This window comes from Oleiphilus sp. HI0067 (assembly GCF_001635735.1).
The window spans coordinates 23,355-39,959 of record NZ_LWFI01000966.1; the positions used below are offsets into that span (position 1 = coordinate 23,355).

Sequence of the window (16,605 nt, forward strand, 5' to 3'; positions counted from 1 at the left end):
AACTAGTGTACATCTCAAGCACACTGACGAAAGTTAAATATCAGTTACAGTGCCAAACACACTAGCTAGCTGAGCGAACGGAGGGCCTGCTTAATAAGATCCTCGACAGACATCCCTGCTTCAAAACTCTTCTTCACGAGCTTCGCCGCATCACTCGGCTTGTAACCTAATGCGGTTAATGCTGCCTCTGCCTCTTGCTCGACTGACTCTTCTGGTAAAGCAACGGCAGCTTGTTCCATCTCTCCAAGGCCATCGTTTTCGGTTGCTACAGCGCCTAGCTTATCTCTCAACTCAATCAACAAACGCTCTGCTGTTTTTTTGCCGATACCCGGAAGCTTTACCAGCGCGCTAACATCTTCAAGTTCAACGCAGCGCTTCAAATCTGAGGCATTTAAACCAGACAGAATCGCGACACCTAATTTAGGCCCTACACCATTCACCTTGATGAGTACTCGGAAGACATCTCTGTCCGAGAGAGAAGAAAAACCATAAAGCAATTGAGCATCTTCACGCACAACAAAATGCGTATACAACACTACCTGCTCGCCAATCTCTGGCAGCGAGAATGCAGTTGATAACGGAACATCTAACTCGTAACACAGGCCATTGACGTCAATGAGTGCTTGATGGGTATTTTTAGATTCAAGCACACCCTTTATTTTTCCAATCAAAATACTTCCTAAATTATCAAAACAGACTTTCAGCCAAGCCTTATTAACTTACTCTACCGCGTCGACTGCGCGTCGCACCGGTCATTTTTATTAAGCTTTGCTGCATATGTGCATGACACAGGGCAACAGCCAAAGCATCCGCTGCATCTGCCTGTGGCGTAGCATTCAAACCCAACATATTGACCACCATATGCGCGACTTGAGATTTATCTGCTGATCCCTTGCCTACCAAAGCCTGTTTCACTTTGCGCGCAGCGTATTCGCTAGTTGGCAAGCCAGCAACATTAGCAGCCGCAATAGCAACACCTCTTGCTTGACCCAACTTAAGTGCTGAATCTGCATTACGCGCCATGAACACTTCTTCAATCGCAAACTCATCAGGACTATATTGCTGAATGAGCTGCGTAACACTATTGAAAATCAACCCCAACTTGTCAGCGAGCGAATCTTTCTGAACGCGAATACACCCACTACCTATGTAATAGCTTTTACCGGCCTTAAACTCGATCAAACCATAACCGGTAATTCGAGAACCAGGATCTATCCCTAAGATAATTGACATAAAGATCTTACAAGCAAAACAATTCAGGCGAGTTTAAAGGGGTATAACGTGACACGCCATTAAATATAAGAAATGGGAGAATCGAACTAGGAGAATATAGACACAAACAGAATGAGGTCGAAGACAAAGATAGTAATAAAAACTAGTTAAGACATGACGAACTTAGCAATCACACGATTACATCTGTCCGTCATGACTTTAATTAAGAAGATTAAAGAGCTTTAGTTAGACTCTTCTTTCTGTGGCTCAGGAAGGTTTAGCTTAATGCTCAACTCACGAAGCTGCTTCTTATCAACTTCACCTGGCGCCTTAGTTAGTACGTCAGTAGCACTCTGTGTTTTCGGGAAGGCAATCACTTCACGAATAGAACTTGCACCCGTCATCAACATCACAAGACGGTCAAGACCAAATGCCAAACCACCGTGAGGAGGACAACCGAACTTCAATGCATCCAATAAGAAGCCAAACTTCTCTTGCTGTTCTTCTGCGTCGATACCAAGAATATCGAATACAATACTTTGCATTTCTCCATCGTGAATACGGATAGAACCACCACCAAGCTCAGTACCGTTAAGTACCATATCGTACGCACGTGACAATGCTTTTTCAGGCGCATCACGCAATTCAGCAGGTGAACAAGAAGGCGCTGTAAATGGATGGTGAATTGCTGTTAAGCCTCCATCATCCAACTCTTCGAACATAGGGAAGTCAACAACCCAAAGTGGTGCCCACTCTGTTGTGAACATATTGAGATCTTCACCCACTTTGCAGCGCAGTGCGCCAAGCGCTTCGTTTACAACTTTTTCTTTATCTGCACCGAAGAATACAATATCGCCATTTTTAACACCTAGGCGATCCATAATTTGCATTGCAACTTCTTCGCCTAAGAACTTAACGATTGGCGACTGAAGACCTTCAACGCCTTTCTCGATTTCGTTAACCTTAATCCAAGCAAGACCTTTCGCACCGTAGATTCCAACAAACTTGGTGTATTCGTCAATTTGCTTACGACTAAGTTCCGCACCACCATCAACTTTAAGTGCTGCAACGCGACCTTTAGGATCTTTTGCTGGGCCTGCGAACACCTTAAACTCGATACTTTCCATCAAGTCAGCAACATCAACAATCTCAAGCGAAATACGTAAGTCAGGCTTGTCGCTACCGTATTTGCTCATCGCTTCTGAATAAGGCATTTTAGGGAATTCGCCAAGATCAACGTCAAGCAAGTCTTTGAACATTGAACCAACCATGCCTTCCATGTTCGCCATGATTTCTTCTTCGCTCATGTATGAAGCTTCAACATCCACCTGTGTGAATTCAGGTTGACGGTCAGCACGCAAATCTTCATCACGGAAACATTTAGCGATTTGGTAGTAGCGATCAACACCAGAAACCATCAATAGCTGTTTGAACAACTGTGGTGACTGAGGAAGTGCGAAGAAGTTACCTGGCTGAGTGCGACTTGGCACCAAGTAGTCACGCGCACCTTCTGGCGTCGCACGTGTAAGGATTGGCGTTTCAACGTCCATAAAGCCGTTGCCGTCCATGTAGTTACGAATGTAGTTCGTTACTTTTGAACGGAACATAAGTTTGTTAAGCATTTCAGGACGACGAAGATCCATAAAACGGTATTTAAGGCGCGTATCTTCACCAACGTCTACGAATTCGTCTAGCGGGAATGGAGGCGTCTCAGCACTATTAAGAACAACAAGCTCTTTGCCAAGAATTTCGATCTTACCAGTCGTCATATTCTCGTTAATCGTGCCTTCTGGACGACCACGAACCAGACCTTTAATTTGAAGAACATATTCACTTCGAACACGGTCAGCCGCTGCAAAGCTTTCTTCAGTATCTGGATCAAATACAACTTGAGCGATCCCTTCGCGGTCACGCATATCAAGGAAAATAACACCACCGTGGTCACGACGACGATGAACCCAACCACAAATGGTAACTTCTTGTCCGATCAATTCTTCTGTTACTTGACCGCAATATTGACTGCGCATAGTCCTGTCCTAATTATATTCTTACTAATACCGTTATGCAGCGCTATCGCTACTTGATGAGCTAGATGACGAACTTTTTCCAGCATCACCCGCTAAATTCTTCTTTTTGCCAGTTTTAAAATCTGTTTCATACCAGCCGCCGCCCGACAACCGGAATCCCGGCGCAGAAATCTGCTTGGAAAACGTTTCGTTATTGCACTCTGGACACGCTGTTAACGGTTCATCGCTTAATTTCTGAAGTACGTCTTTCTGAAAGCCACACGACTTACAAGCATACTCATAGATTGGCATCAAACACCTTCTTACTGAAAAACAGACGAAAACTTTCTAGCGCTAACTAGTCACGCTTAAAAAAGGGGCGGTAGTATAAACAATTTTGAGGACTTGAGCAGTAGTAGAACGGCTTACTAAAGAGACTGCCTGCACGGAAGTGCACATTTTTTTAATTTATTAAACCTTTTTACAGCCCAGCAGCAAAATTATTGATCTGTGAGCAAGTTTAACAGAACTGACTTAAGCTTCTCGTTATCAAGAGGTTTCGTTAAGAAGTCATTCGTTCCAGCATCAAAACATTGCTGCCGATGCTCGTCTAAATCATTCGCGGTAATGGCCACAATAGGCAGCTCCGAATCAGCGATGCCTAGCTCATTCCGAATCTTTTGCGTTGCCGTTACACCATCCATAACAGGCATCTGCATATCCATCATAACAATGTCATACTGCTCAGCGCGCACCTTCTCAACAGCGATCTCTCCGTTATCTGCCGTATCACAATCAAACCCAAGGTCAGCCATGGCAAACTCAATCAACACTTGATTATCCATCGTGTCATCAACAATAAGACATCGCTTGCCCTTATAGGAAACAACATGATCATTTGCCAACTCGCTTTGCAGGCCTTCAGACAAATATTCAAGTATTTCTTCGGGTTCATTGTTATCAGTTTGCAAGGGGAAAGAGAGAAAGAATGTCACACCCTTTGATGATGACTCATGACGAATAGAACAACCCATAGCACCTAGAAGTTGACGCGATAAGTACAAACCTAAAACCTAAGCCTTCATGAGAACGACTCAATGACGAGTCAGCCTGCCAAAACTTCTCATAAGGCTCATGAGCAAGTAACAGCTCAGAGCCGTAATTGGTTATCGAACAAACAAAACTCTTCCGCTGATCGAAGTTGTAATTAACCTCTATGGATAAGCCATCACCAAACTTACGCGCATTATCAAAAACCTCACGTAACACGTCGTACAAGACCTGCATATCTATATAAACCTGACCTTCGAGCTCTTTGGGAACAGATTCCTTAATCCCGACACCAAGCTCATCAAACATAAGGTGCGCTTGAACCCCCACCTCTCGTACAACAGCTTCGCACGAGTAAGCTTGGCAACTAACACCGTGTTCAAAACCATCTACGCGCTCAACATCTAACAACTGCTTGGACAGTGCATCGAGTCTTTGCCCCGCTTCAAGCACGCGCTTAGACAAATCACGTGATTCATCAGCATTGCTAACACCAGACACCAATCGTTTTGCGAATCCAATAACCGCAGTAATAGGCGTTCGTATTTCGTGATTCATCGTCCCGATAAACTCATCCTTTACACCTTGGAGACGCCGCGACTCACGCAGTAAATCTTGAAGCTCTTGCTGCTGAGCATCTATGCTTGTTAGAAGACCATTGTAATGCCCCGCTAACAAACCAACTTCGGTGGATTCATTTTCAGGCAATCGCTTCGTTAGTTCTCCGCTTTCATGGTTGTGGCTGATTGACTCGATCATGTCCGACAGATCATTACGCTCTCCGTGCTCGTAAATATTGAGCCTAAGCTTTTCGGCCTCCTTACTAATTCTGAGAGGCCAAAAGCGGTTAATTAATCGCATCACTGCATACGTTAAACCAAAACCCCAAACCACAGCGATTGCCAAGCCAACAAGCTGAGGCAGCAACGAAAACTCAGAAACAAACAGAACAGGAAGCAACACTCTCACCATACCGCCACCTAAATGAACGGGCACAGCATCAACTGCATCATCAACTTCGAAGTATTCAAGTAATGATGAAGAACCTTTCATTACCCAATACGCAAGCACACCAAGCATAAGCGCTTGAGTCGGCGTAATAAGATGAGCCGAGGCACAAGACGCGACTAGCCCTGATAAGATTGCATTTATCAGAACCTTCACATCAATAATTGAGCGTCGCAGCAGTGAAAATACTACAGCAAAAGCACCCGCTCCACATGCAGCGAAAACCGTATTAACAATGACTAAAAATACGTCGATATCTGAGCGATATGCTGAACCACCGTTAAATCCTAACCAGCCTATGAACAATAAAAATCCACCGCCAACGGCTACAGGCATATTAGCGGCAAGAGCCACTTTGCGCCCTTTAACAAACACACCTTCCCGCGGACCAATAATCAAAAGTACGGCCAAAGCAATCGCACCACCCACGACGTGAACAACTGCCGAACCAGCTAGGTCTACAAACCCAAACTGTGCGAGCAGTGCAGACTGACTCTAGACATTAAAAGCAAAAAAGGGATAGATAAAGACCGCGGTAAAAACCGCTACAATGACATATACCCAGAGAGCAACGCGCTCTGAAAGAGCTCCGGATATCAACGTTACACAGGGTGCAAAAAATAGGCTCTGATAGAGAAAGACTAGATAGCCCTCACCTTCCAATACAAGATCGCCATCAAAGACAATTGCTTATCCGACAAACCAGAAAAGAAGAATCACTAAACATAAGTCGAGGACATTTTTTGCAGCAACGTTAACGTTGTTTTTTGAACGCACCAAACCAGATTCTAGCAATAAAAAACCTACTTGCTGGAGAAAAACTAAGAATACGCAAACGGCTAACCAGATCGCTTCAGCAGACACAGTCACCAAACTCAATAATTAGAAACTAAACAGTCAGGCTAGTCGTCATTCAGGCGTAAACGCAGTGAATTTGTAGGTTAATTTTAAAAATTGATGTAGATCAATTTGTGGCGTTTAGACCAGACAGAAAAGGATAGAAATGACGGAGTTTGGACAGAAGTAAGATTCGACTCTTTATAAATTGGCGGTGAGGGAGGGATTCGAACCCTCGAACGGTTTCCCGTTACACACTTTCCAGGCGTGCGCCTTCGACCACTCGGCCACCTCACCAACACAAATAGACCGACGACCCATTTGAGAAGCGGCGTAATTTATATTAGGGATAAACCAAAAGCAAGAAGGAGTTCACTTTGCTTGATAAACAATGCCGCCGCGATACTGAATCATGTTAAACAGCTCTCCGGCAGGACCAATCGACTCAGACGCTCCCAACATTAAATAACCTTTCGGGCGAAGCTGAGCATGCATTTTTTCGAGAATCTGCCTTTTATTTTCAGGGGAAAAATAAATAAGCACGTTACGACAAAAAATCATATCGAGCTTTCCGCCCAAGGCGATATAACTATCTTGTAAATTAAGCGACTTGAACTGAATGCTCTGCTTGATATTAGGTTTAACGGTCCAAGTGTTATGAGCACCTTGATCAAAATACTTTTCAAGACGCTCCTTTGACATACCTCTATTCAAAGCTAACTGATCGTATTCACCTTTTCTTGCAACATCTAAGATTGAAGATGAAATATCTGTTGCGACGATATCTAAGCCCCTCGAACCAAGAAGAGGCTTAGCTTTGGCAAACTCATTAGCACAAATAGAAAGCGAATAAGGCTCCTGACCACTAGAGCAGGCTGCTGACCAAATCCTTGGTTTTCTAGCGCCGGCCACTGAATACAACTGCTCTAAAAGCTCGTCTTTAAAATACTTAAATGGATGATCATCACGAAACCATAAAGTCTCATTTGTTGTCATCGCATCAACAACCTTTTGACGAAGCATGTGATTGCCAAATTTTAGTTTTTCTAGAAGTTGGTCTAATGACTCAAGACCATTCTCCTCAAACACTGCGCGTAGTCGGCTGTTCACCAAATACTCTTTGTTTGCTCCAAGCACAATTCCGCAAGCGGAATCTAAAAACTCACAAAAGGCATCATAAGACTGACTATTAATCACAAAAACTTCCCTGAATTTTTATTGCTGAATATGCGAATCAATTGCCTGCATTACACGCTCAGCCAATTCGTCGGGACTAAATTTCGCCATAAAGTCGTCTGCCCCAACTTTTTTGACCATCGCTTGATTAAATACGCCACTCAGAGAAGTGTGCAACATAATATATAAATCAGATAACGAACTTTCCGATTTACACTTAGCCGTCAAGGTATAACCGTCCATTTCTGGCATTTCCACATCAGAGATCATCATACTGTAGTGATCACTCGCGCGAGAGCCATCTTCGGTGATTTCTCTTAAGTGTTGATAGGCTTGGCGCCCATCGTTTTTGAGCACTACCTCAGCACCAATGGTCTGCAAACAATTCTGAATTTGCTTTCGCGCAACCACAGAATCATCGACAACCAAAATTCGATGCTTTTGAAATTCTTCTTTGTCGCGACCGTCAAGCGTACTCTCTTTGACACTTTCATCCATCGGAGAGACTTCAGAGAGGATTTTTTCGACATCCAAAATCTCAACTAATTTGTCGTCTATTTCAGTAACGGCTGTAAGGTAGTTTTCTTTTCCAGAACCCTTCGGTGGCGGATGAATCTCTTCCCAATTTAGGTTCACGATACGTTCGACGCCTGCGACCAAAAAGCCTTGTGTATTTCGGTTGTATTCCGTGATGATAATAAATTGTTCAGTAAGATCGTCTGTAGCGACAGAACGCTGACCAGTCGCCATACCCATATCTAAAATTGGAATAGTGCCGCCCCGGATATGAGCAACACCTTTAACAACAGGATTACTTTTAGGCAGACTCGTAAGACGAGGACATTGAAGAACCTCTTTTACCTTAAAGACGTTGATGCCATATACCTGACGCCCAGCCAACCTAAATAACAGAAGCTCAAGCCTATTTTGGCCAACCAACTGCGTTCGTTGGTTTACGCTATCTAACACACCAGCCAAGGTAACACCTCGATAATTGAGAAATTAGTAAAGTTTTATCAAATCAATAATAGACCATCATTAAAAAGTAGGCCTATAGATTGCAGTAAATATCGCAAATAACGATTATTTGTCATTAAAGCGCATGTCGAAACGCCATCTATACACAATAGTTACCCTGCTTTTAGCCTCTATCGCTGCGAATAGTTCATTTGCGCAGACCTTAAATGCAGAAAATCTTATTACTGAAGCATACTCATATCTCACTATGGAACTCAGTACGTACGAGGCAAAAGGCTTCCGCACTGAATATAAGATCGGCAAAGTTTCACCGAAATTTAGTGTGCCAGTATGTGAAAGTGAAATTAAGAAAGAATTACGTAGAGATATTTTCAAAACAGCGAACAATACAATCGCCATGTCATGTGCAAGTCCAACTTGGCAAATTCATATTTCTGCCAAAGCCGCGCTATACAAGAAAGTGATTACAGCGCTGCAAAGCATTCCTAAGAACACCGCCATTAGAGAAAGCCATCTAGGTACGATGGAACAGCAGGTAAATCTCAATAGGCGTGGTAGCTACGGACATCCAGATCATCTCGTGGGAATGATTACTAAACGTAGCATTCGTCAAGGCGAAGTCATCAGCCCAACCCAGTTAAAAGCACCTATGCTCGTGCAGCGCGGAGATGAAGTTCTAATAAGCGCATCAAACAGCGCCATCCGCATTCAAATGAAAGGCGAAGCCTTGAGTGCAGGGTCTCTCGGAGAGCAAATTAGTGTTAGAAACTTATCTTCTGAGAGAATTATCCGAGCCCAAGTCCTTGAAAGAGGTAAAGTTTTAGTTGTTCTCTAAAAAAATACGAGATTTATACGAAAATTCATTAAAGTTTTTTTACTAGCTTCCGATAAACTATGCGTAAAGCAGTTAGAGTATGAAATATGAACATCGACATTAATGGTTTAAATTCTGGCAATCTTGAGAATTTGCGCGCAAAACGCAATGAAACAAACGCGCCTGCGCAAACCAAAGAGACTGCTAGTTCAAGCCCTGCTCCTCAGGCCAGTTCCGCTCAAGTTAGCTTAAGCAACACTGCTCAGATTCTTAGCCGAGCAGAGAACTCTCTCAAATCTGAGCCAGATGTTGATGCTGCGCGCGTTGCAGAACTACGCGCGTCGATTGAAGACGGAACATACAAATCAAACCCTGAAAACATGGCTCAAAAAATGCTTGATCTCGAATAGATTTATTCTTTTCGAGGCAAGCACTAATGGCTAACACCCCTTCTTCATTCGAACAACGCAAACCTGCCCTCTGTAAACAGCTGAAGCAACTTATCGATAAAGATCTTTCTGATCTTGATCAATTGCATAAGACACTTTTAAACGAAGCCCAAGCTCTGAAAGATCGTAACAGCACCGAAATTGAAGTCATCGCAAAAACCAAAGGCACACTAGTTAAGAACATTGAAGATCGAGCTCGCGCCAAAGTTAAGCTCATCACTGCCTCTGGAGCACCTATCGAAGCTGGAAAAGTAAAGATGGGGATAGACGCGCTTGGTGACGCGGAGCTGTCAACTCTTTGGTCGCAATCACTTAATCAACTCGAACAGTGCAAGGAATTAAACCAAGTAAACGGTTTAGTCATTGAGCGCTCACGATCGCGAAATCAAAAAATTATGGATATGGTTCGAGGCAAACATCAAAAACCAAAGCTTTACGGTGAGAAAGGCGGCGAAAGCACGTACTCCGGCACTAACAGAATCGCAAAAGCATAAAACTGTATAGCTTTTAAGCAACCCGCGAGCTCTCGCGTGACCTCTGACTCAAACCAACCATAAAACAGCCTTTACTCGCTAGACGCTTGAGTCAAATCGCTTTAGGATTCTATTAATAACACTAACAAGCGCGGCCCTATATTATGCGAACTTGGCACTTATCTATTGCTTTAGTTTTCTCTCTTTCCTTAAACACCAGCATTGCTAACGCGAATCAAGACCCTGCGCCGTCGCACGGCCTTGCGATGCACGGAGACCTAAAATACGGTGCCGACTTTAAGCACTATGATTACGTTAATCCTGACGCTCCGAAAGACGGAACGCTGCGCTTAAGCGTGCGCTCTAACAGCTTCGATAGTTTCAATCCATTCGTCGTAAAAGGTGTCAGTGGCGCCGGGGTTTCTTATCTCTATCAAACACTCACTAATCACTCCGAAGACGAAGCGTTCTCTGAATATGGATTAATAGCCGAACAAATTATCATGCCTGCTGATCGCAGCTGGGTACGCTTTGTTATCAACGAAGACGCAGCCTTCAGTGATGGCTCTGCAATTACCGCAGAAGACGTGAAATATACATTTAACATGCTCACCACGCATGAGCGCGCACGTCCATTTTACGCGGCTTACTACGGAGATGTGGTTGATGTAGTTATTGAAGACAGTAAAACTATCACATTTAAGTTTAAAGACGACAAAAACAAAGAACTCCCTCTAATTCTTGGTCAGATGCCAGTGCTATCAAAAGCATATTGGGAAAAAGTCGGGTTTGGTTCTGCGGGCTTAGATATCCCTGTTGGTAACGGCCCTTATGTTATTGACCGCTTTGAAGCAGGTCGTTCGATCACCTACAAGAGAAACCCCGATTACTGGGCAAAAAATTTACCAACAGCGAAAGGTAAATATAATTTCGATGAAATCGTTTACGAATACTACAGCGACAACACTGTTGCTCTCGAAGCATTCAAAGCGGGTGAATACGATTTTAGAACCGAGACCACAGCTAGAAACTGGGCCACACAGTATAAAGGTAAGCTGTTCGATTCAGGCGAGCTAATCAAAGAAGAAATCAAACACGAACGCCCATCGGGTATGCAGGCATTCGTTCTCAATACCCGCAAAGCATACTTGAGCGATCCTAAAGTAAGACGCGCGCTCACTTATGCCTTTGATTTCGAATGGACTAACAGCAACTTATTCCACAGTGCTTATAAAAGATCTTCGAGCTATTTCGAAAACTCTGAATTGGCGTCTTCCGGCGTCCCAGAAGGCGAAGAACTTGCCATCTTAGAAAAATTTAAGAAACAGCTTCCAGCAGAAGTATTTACCACGCCCTATTCTGTACCAAGCACAGCAAAACCAAACTCTATTCGCAAAAATCTGCGCTCAGCGATGAGCTTGTTAAAGGAAGCTGGCTACGACGTTAAGAACGGCAAGCGCGTTGATCAAAATGGAAACCCATTTAAACTCGAATTCTTAATGTTCCAAAAAGACTTTGAACGAGTCGTTCAGCCTTTCATTAAGAATTTAGAAAGACTAGGCATTGATGCAAGAATTACAGTTGTTGATACAACTCAGTATATTAATCGTTTGCGCGATTTTGATTTCGATGTCGTTGTCAGTGGCATTGGCCAATCTAATTCGCCAGGCAATGAACAACGTGAGTATTGGAGCTCCAGTAAAGTTGCTGTGCCGGGATCACGTAATTATGCAGGTATCAACGACCCAGTTGTCGACGAACTAATTGAAATGGTTATTAGCTCTCCAGATAGACAATCTCTTATCACTAGCACGAGAGCTTTAGATCGAGTATTACTCTGGGGCCATTACGCGATTCCAAATTGGTACAACCCAGTTGATCGCATCGCGTATAGCAAGAAGCTTGCTCATCCCGAAGTTACACCAAAATCGGGCATTTACTTAGACGCTTGGTGGGTGAAGTAACAGAAATGCCCGCCTACATATTTAAGCGTTTGCTTCTTATGATCCCTACCCTGTTTGGGATCATGCTTCTCAACTTTGTGATTGTCCAAGCAGCTCCCGGCGGCCCTGTAGAACGCATGCTCGCTCAAACCCAAGGAATGGAATCAGATGTCCAAGCCCGTTTAGGGGGCGGCTCTGATACTGCCATGAGCGGCTCAACTAGTGAAAGCTCTAGTTCCAAATACAAAGGTGCTCAAGGCCTCGACCCAGAACTCGTTGAGCGGATCGAGAAGCTTTATGGCTTCGATAAACCTGCGCATGAACGCTTTTGGATCATGATAAAAAGCTATCTCAGCTTTGATTTCGGAGATAGTTTCTTTCGAGATAAAAGCGTCACCGATCTTGTTCTCGAAAAAATGCCCGTATCTATATCACTTGGGCTTTGGTCTACGCTAATCATTTATATGCTATCGATACCAATGGGTATCAAAAAGGCTGTCAATGACGGCAGCCGGTTTGACGTCTGGACGAGCAGCGTCATTATCGTTGGTTATGCGATACCAGGTTTTTTATTCGGCGTGTTACTTATCGTTTTATTTGCCGGCGGAAGTTACTGGGATCTATTTCCCCTTCGCGGACTTACCTCAAGCAACTACGACCAACTCTCGTGGTTAAAGCAGATTCTCGACTACGCATGGCATTTAGTCTTGCCCGTGACAGCAATCGTAGTGGGCGGTTTCGCAACACTCACGATGCTCACCAAAAACTCCTTCTTAGACGAAATCAATAAGCAATATGTCGCAACCGCGCGCGCGAAAGGACTCACTGAGAATCGAGTGCTTTACGGCCATGTCTTTCGAAACGCGATGCTTATTGTTATTGCGGGAATGCCGAGCGCACTGATTGGTATATTTTTTACCGGCTCCATGCTTATCGAAGTCATATTCTCTCTAGATGGTCTCGGGCTATTAGGTTTCGAAGCGGCTCTAAATCGAGATTATCCAGTCATGTTTGGAACCCTCTATATATTCACCATTGTCGGATTGCTGCTGAAGCTGATTAGTGACTTGACCTATGTGCTCATCGATCCGCGAATAGACTTTGAAAGTAGAGAGTCATAATGCAGTTACTCAATACCGACAATTGGTCGCCTCTTAATCGTCGTCGCTTAGAAAATTTCAAAGCAAACCGACGCGGGTACTACTCTCTATGGTTTTTTCTGGCGCTATTTCTTTTCTCATTGTTTGCTGAGCTTGTCGCTAACGACAAACCTCTGCTTATATATTTTGATGGGAGCTTCTATTCTCCGATTAGCCAAGTCTATGCAGAGACCGAATTTGGAGGGGAATTTGAAACAGAAGCCGACTATCGTGATGAATACGTCGTCGAGCTAATCGAAGAGAAAGGCTGGATGCTATGGCCACTTATTCGCTATAGCTACGACACGCACAACTATAACTTGAGTGAACCAGCGCCCTCCTCCCCCACGTCTGATAATTGGCTGGGCACAGACGATCAGGCGCGAGACGTATTTGCGCGAGTAATTTATGGCTTTAGGATCTCTGTCTTATTCGGCTTAGCGTTGACAATTTTCTCATCCATCATTGGAGTAGCTGTTGGCGCATTACAAGGATACTACGGCGGAAAAGTCGATCTAATTGGCCAGCGATTCATAGAGATTTGGTCAGGGCTACCAGTACTATTTCTGCTAATCATTCTATCAAGCATGATTGAACCGAGCTTCTGGTGGTTACTTGGAATCATGCTGTTATTCAGCTGGATGGGCTTAGTCGATGTTGTTCGTGCCGAGTTCCTGCGCGCACGTAATCTTGAATATGTTAGAGCGGCTAGAGCCTTAGGCCTGAACAATGCAGGCATTATGTTTCGCCACATACTACCGAATGCGATGGTTGCAACTTTAACCTTTATGCCGTTCATATTGACGGGGTCTATCACAACTCTTACTTCGCTCGATTTCTTAGGATTTGGCCTACCTCCCGGATCTCCTTCACTTGGCGAGCTGATCTCGCAAGGTAAAACAAACCTTCATGCACCTTGGCTTGGAATGACAGCATTCATCGTACTTGCTCTTATGCTCTCATTACTCGTATTTATCGGCGAAGCAGTGCGCGATGCCTTTGATCCGAGAAAGATTTAAACGGAACTCATCATGACTACACCAATTATTTCCGTCCAAGATCTGAGCATCGCTTTTGAACATAACAATGTTCAGCAAACCGTAGTTCACAACGTTAGTTTCGATGTATTCAAAGGAAAGACACTCGCTCTTGTAGGTGAAAGTGGATCTGGTAAATCTGTCAGTACGAATGCGATCATGCAGCTCCTTCCAAAACAAACTGTGCGTTACACATCAGGTAAAATCACCTTCGAAGGTCACGACCTACTCCAAGCTGACGAACGTCATCTAAGAGGTGTGCGAGGCAACAAAATTGGAATGATTTTCCAAGAGCCAATGACCTCTCTTAATCCTTTACATACAGTTGAGAAACAAATTAGTGAGGTGCTTGAGATACATCAAGGACTTCGCGCTCACCAGTGCAAAGAGCGCTGCCTTGAGCTCTTACGTTTGGTTGGAATACCAGAACCGGAACGAAGACTAAGCGCCTACCCTCATGAGCTTTCTGGAGGACAAAAGCAGCGCGTAATGATTGCTATCGCTCTTGCTAATGAACCAGAGGTACTCATTGCCGATGAACCAACAACAGCGCTAGATGTAACGGTTCAAAAGCAGGTTTTAGAGCTAATCGCTGATCTACAGACAAAACTAGATATGGCCATCATTCTCATTTCGCATGATCTCAATGTCGTCAGACAATATGCAGATCACGTATGCGTTATGCGATATGGGCACGTTGTAGAGCATGGCAATGCCGAAGCAATATTCAACTCCCCTACAGAAGAATACACGCAAACGCTAATTAACTCAGAACCAAGCGGCTCTCCATACCCCGTCGAAGAGAATTCCGATACGATTCTTCAAACAGAACAGCTAAGTGTTGATTTTATTCTTAGACGTAATGTTTTCGGCAAACCGACACGCAGCTTTCAGGCTGTAAAGCAAATGGACCTGTCATTAAGAAAAGGTGAAACACTAGGTATTGTTGGCGAAAGTGGCAGCGGCAAAACTACGACTGGAATGGCGATACTAAAGTTGCTCGATTGCACGGGTTCAATCACCTTCAACGGAAAACGAATTGACCAGTTAAACCAAAGCCAGTTCCGTCCTTTTCGTCGTGAAATTCAAATCGTTTTTCAAGACCCATTTGGAAGCCTAAGCCCCCGAATGTCGATTGGCCAGATCATTGCTGAGGGCCTTGATATTCACGGCATTGGCTCGGAATCTGAGCGAGAGCAAATGATCATCGACGCGCTAACTGAAGTTGAGCTCGACCCAGAAGTGCGACATCGCTATCCACATGAATTTTCGGGCGGACAGCGCCAGCGTATCGCTATTGCACGAGCTTTGATCCTCAAGCCTGAAATCATTATTTTGGATGAACCGACATCGGCGCTAGATAGAAGTATCCAAGTTCAAGTAATCGAGCTACTTAAGAATATCCAGAAAAAGTATCAGATCGCTTATATCTTTATTAGTCACGACTTGGCTGTTGTCCGCGCATTAAGTCATCGCGTTATGGTCATGCAACACGGCCAAGTTATCGAACAAAACGATTGTGAACAGCTCTTTTCATCTCCACAGCATGAATACACAAAAGAATTGCTTGATGCCGCATTCTTTTACGGACACAATCCGGCGACCGCTTAAACAGATTATTTCTAAGGGATCACTATGGGCTTTTTAGCTGGTAAAAAAGTACTTATTATCGGTGTAGCAAGTAAGCTTTCCATTGCTACCGGCATCGCAGACGCTATGCATCGTGAAGGCGCTGAAATTGCACTGACTTACCAAACAGAGAAGCTGAAAAAAAGGGTTGTTGATTTTGGGAAAAAATGGAACAGCCAATTAATTCTTCCCTTAGATGTATCTGACGATGCGCAAATTGAAGCCGTTTTTGAAGAGATTTCAAAGCAGTGGGGTTCTATCGACATTGTGGTGCATTCAGTTGGTTATGCGCCTGCTCATGAACTAGAAGGCGATTATGTTGATGCGACCACTCGTGAAGGATTCGCTATCGCCCATGATATCAGCGCCTATAGTTTCGTTGCGCTCGCTAAGTACGCACGTCCTTTGATGAGAGAAAAAGGCGGTTCATTGCTTACATTAACTTATCTTGGCTCACAACAGGTCGTTCCGAATTACAACGTTATGGGCCTTGCTAAAGCGAGCCTTGAAGCCAATGTTCGTTACATGGCGAATAGCTTGGGCGCAGATGGTATTCGCGTGAATGCTATCTCCGCTGGTCCGATTCGAACATTAGCTGCTTCAGGAGTTAAAAACTTCAGAAAAATGTTGAATGAAACCGCTAAGCAAGCCCCATTGAAGCGCAATGTTACTATCGAAGAAGTGGGTAATGCGGCTGCATTTATGTGTAGCGACTTAGCGAGTGGAATTAGTGGAGAGATTTTGTTCGTTGATGGCGGATTTAATACCACCGCTATGCATCCTTTGGACGATGCCTAACTAAGTTAGCTAACGTAAACAGCACTAGTTCACTGAATAGTCTGCTAGTTTGCGTA

General features: G+C 44.1%; 16 protein-coding genes, 1 tRNA gene and 1 pseudogene. 8 read left to right on the top strand and 10 right to left on the bottom strand.

Going from position 1 to position 16,605, the window contains the following annotated elements; translation table 11 throughout:
* Positions 1 to 65 precede the first annotated feature (65 nt).
* The 10 genes and pseudogenes from ruvA to A3739_RS12500 form a co-directional block, all read right to left on the bottom strand.
* Positions 66 to 671, bottom strand: coding sequence for a Holliday junction branch migration protein RuvA (gene ruvA / locus A3739_RS12460; protein WP_068473367.1), 606 nt, complete (start codon positions 669 to 671; stop codon positions 66 to 68).
* A 43-nt stretch (positions 672 to 714) separates the two neighbouring features.
* A complete protein-coding gene (gene ruvC / locus A3739_RS12465; RefSeq protein WP_068476754.1) occupies positions 715 to 1,233 on the bottom strand; it encodes a crossover junction endodeoxyribonuclease RuvC in 519 nt (172 codons plus the stop codon).
* A gap of 221 nt (positions 1,234 to 1,454) precedes the next feature.
* On the bottom strand, positions 1,455 to 3,239 hold the full coding sequence (gene aspS / locus A3739_RS12470) for an aspartate--tRNA ligase (RefSeq protein ID WP_068476752.1): 1,785 nt from the start codon (positions 3,237 to 3,239) through the stop codon (positions 1,455 to 1,457).
* Between the two features lie 33 nt (positions 3,240 to 3,272).
* A complete protein-coding gene (locus A3739_RS12475) occupies positions 3,273 to 3,530 on the bottom strand; it encodes an FmdB family zinc ribbon protein (protein WP_068476749.1) in 258 nt (85 codons plus the stop codon).
* Between the two features lie 188 nt (positions 3,531 to 3,718).
* A complete protein-coding gene (locus tag A3739_RS12480) occupies positions 3,719 to 4,252 on the bottom strand; it encodes a response regulator (protein WP_068476747.1) in 534 nt (177 codons plus the stop codon).
* Entirely contained in the window at positions 4,230 to 5,027 is a 798-nt protein-coding gene (locus tag A3739_RS30875; RefSeq protein ID WP_255376170.1) for a sensor histidine kinase KdpD, read from the bottom strand. Before A3739_RS30875 ends, A3739_RS12480 begins: the two co-directional genes overlap by 23 nt.
* Positions 5,028 to 5,054: 27 nt before the next feature.
* Positions 5,055 to 6,146: pseudogene (locus tag A3739_RS30880) on the bottom strand (ammonium transporter); the annotation flags it as partial.
* A gap of 176 nt (positions 6,147 to 6,322) precedes the next feature.
* Positions 6,323 to 6,410: transfer RNA gene (locus A3739_RS12490), tRNA-Ser, on the bottom strand.
* Positions 6,411 to 6,485: 75 nt separating this feature from the next.
* Positions 6,486 to 7,310, bottom strand: a complete 825-nt coding sequence (locus A3739_RS12495; protein ID WP_068476741.1) for a protein-glutamate O-methyltransferase CheR — start codon at positions 7,308 to 7,310, stop codon at positions 6,486 to 6,488.
* 18 nt (positions 7,311 to 7,328) lie between these two features.
* Positions 7,329 to 8,267, bottom strand: a complete 939-nt coding sequence (locus tag A3739_RS12500) for a chemotaxis protein CheV (RefSeq protein ID WP_068476739.1) — start codon at positions 8,265 to 8,267, stop codon at positions 7,329 to 7,331.
* Positions 8,268 to 8,391: 124 nt separating this feature from the next.
* Between A3739_RS12500 and flgA the strand changes: the two genes are divergently transcribed.
* The 8 genes from flgA (at position 8,392) to A3739_RS12540 (ending at position 16,549) form a co-directional block, all read left to right on the top strand.
* Entirely contained in the window at positions 8,392 to 9,102 is a 711-nt protein-coding gene (flgA, locus tag A3739_RS12505; protein WP_068476737.1) for a flagellar basal body P-ring formation chaperone FlgA, read from the top strand.
* Between the two features lie 86 nt (positions 9,103 to 9,188).
* Entirely contained in the window at positions 9,189 to 9,491 is a 303-nt protein-coding gene (flgM, locus tag A3739_RS12510) for a flagellar biosynthesis anti-sigma factor FlgM (protein ID WP_068476735.1), read from the top strand.
* Positions 9,492 to 9,517: 26 nt separating this feature from the next.
* Positions 9,518 to 10,024, top strand: a complete 507-nt coding sequence (locus A3739_RS12515) for a flagella synthesis protein FlgN (RefSeq protein ID WP_068476733.1) — start codon at positions 9,518 to 9,520, stop codon at positions 10,022 to 10,024.
* A 143-nt stretch (positions 10,025 to 10,167) separates the two neighbouring features.
* Positions 10,168 to 11,967, top strand: a complete 1,800-nt coding sequence (locus A3739_RS12520; protein ID WP_068476731.1) for an extracellular solute-binding protein — start codon at positions 10,168 to 10,170, stop codon at positions 11,965 to 11,967.
* Between the two features lie 5 nt (positions 11,968 to 11,972).
* Positions 11,973 to 13,067 carry a microcin C ABC transporter permease YejB gene (locus tag A3739_RS12525; RefSeq protein WP_068476807.1) on the top strand — a complete coding sequence of 365 codons (1,095 nt, stop codon included), beginning with the start codon at positions 11,973 to 11,975 and terminating at the stop codon, positions 13,065 to 13,067.
* Complete coding sequence (locus A3739_RS12530; RefSeq protein WP_068476729.1) at positions 13,067 to 14,104, top strand: ABC transporter permease; 1,038 nt, start codon at positions 13,067 to 13,069, stop codon at positions 14,102 to 14,104. The genes A3739_RS12525 and A3739_RS12530 overlap by 1 nt, the downstream gene beginning before the upstream one ends.
* A 12-nt stretch (positions 14,105 to 14,116) precedes the next feature.
* The gene (locus A3739_RS12535; protein ID WP_068476727.1) at positions 14,117 to 15,733 is read left to right on the top strand and encodes an ABC transporter ATP-binding protein; all 1,617 of its coding nucleotides are present in this window, start codon (positions 14,117 to 14,119) and stop codon (positions 15,731 to 15,733) included.
* Between the two features lie 24 nt (positions 15,734 to 15,757).
* On the top strand, positions 15,758 to 16,549 hold the full coding sequence (locus A3739_RS12540) for an enoyl-ACP reductase (RefSeq protein WP_068476725.1): 792 nt from the start codon (positions 15,758 to 15,760) through the stop codon (positions 16,547 to 16,549).
* Positions 16,550 to 16,605 lie beyond the last annotated feature (56 nt).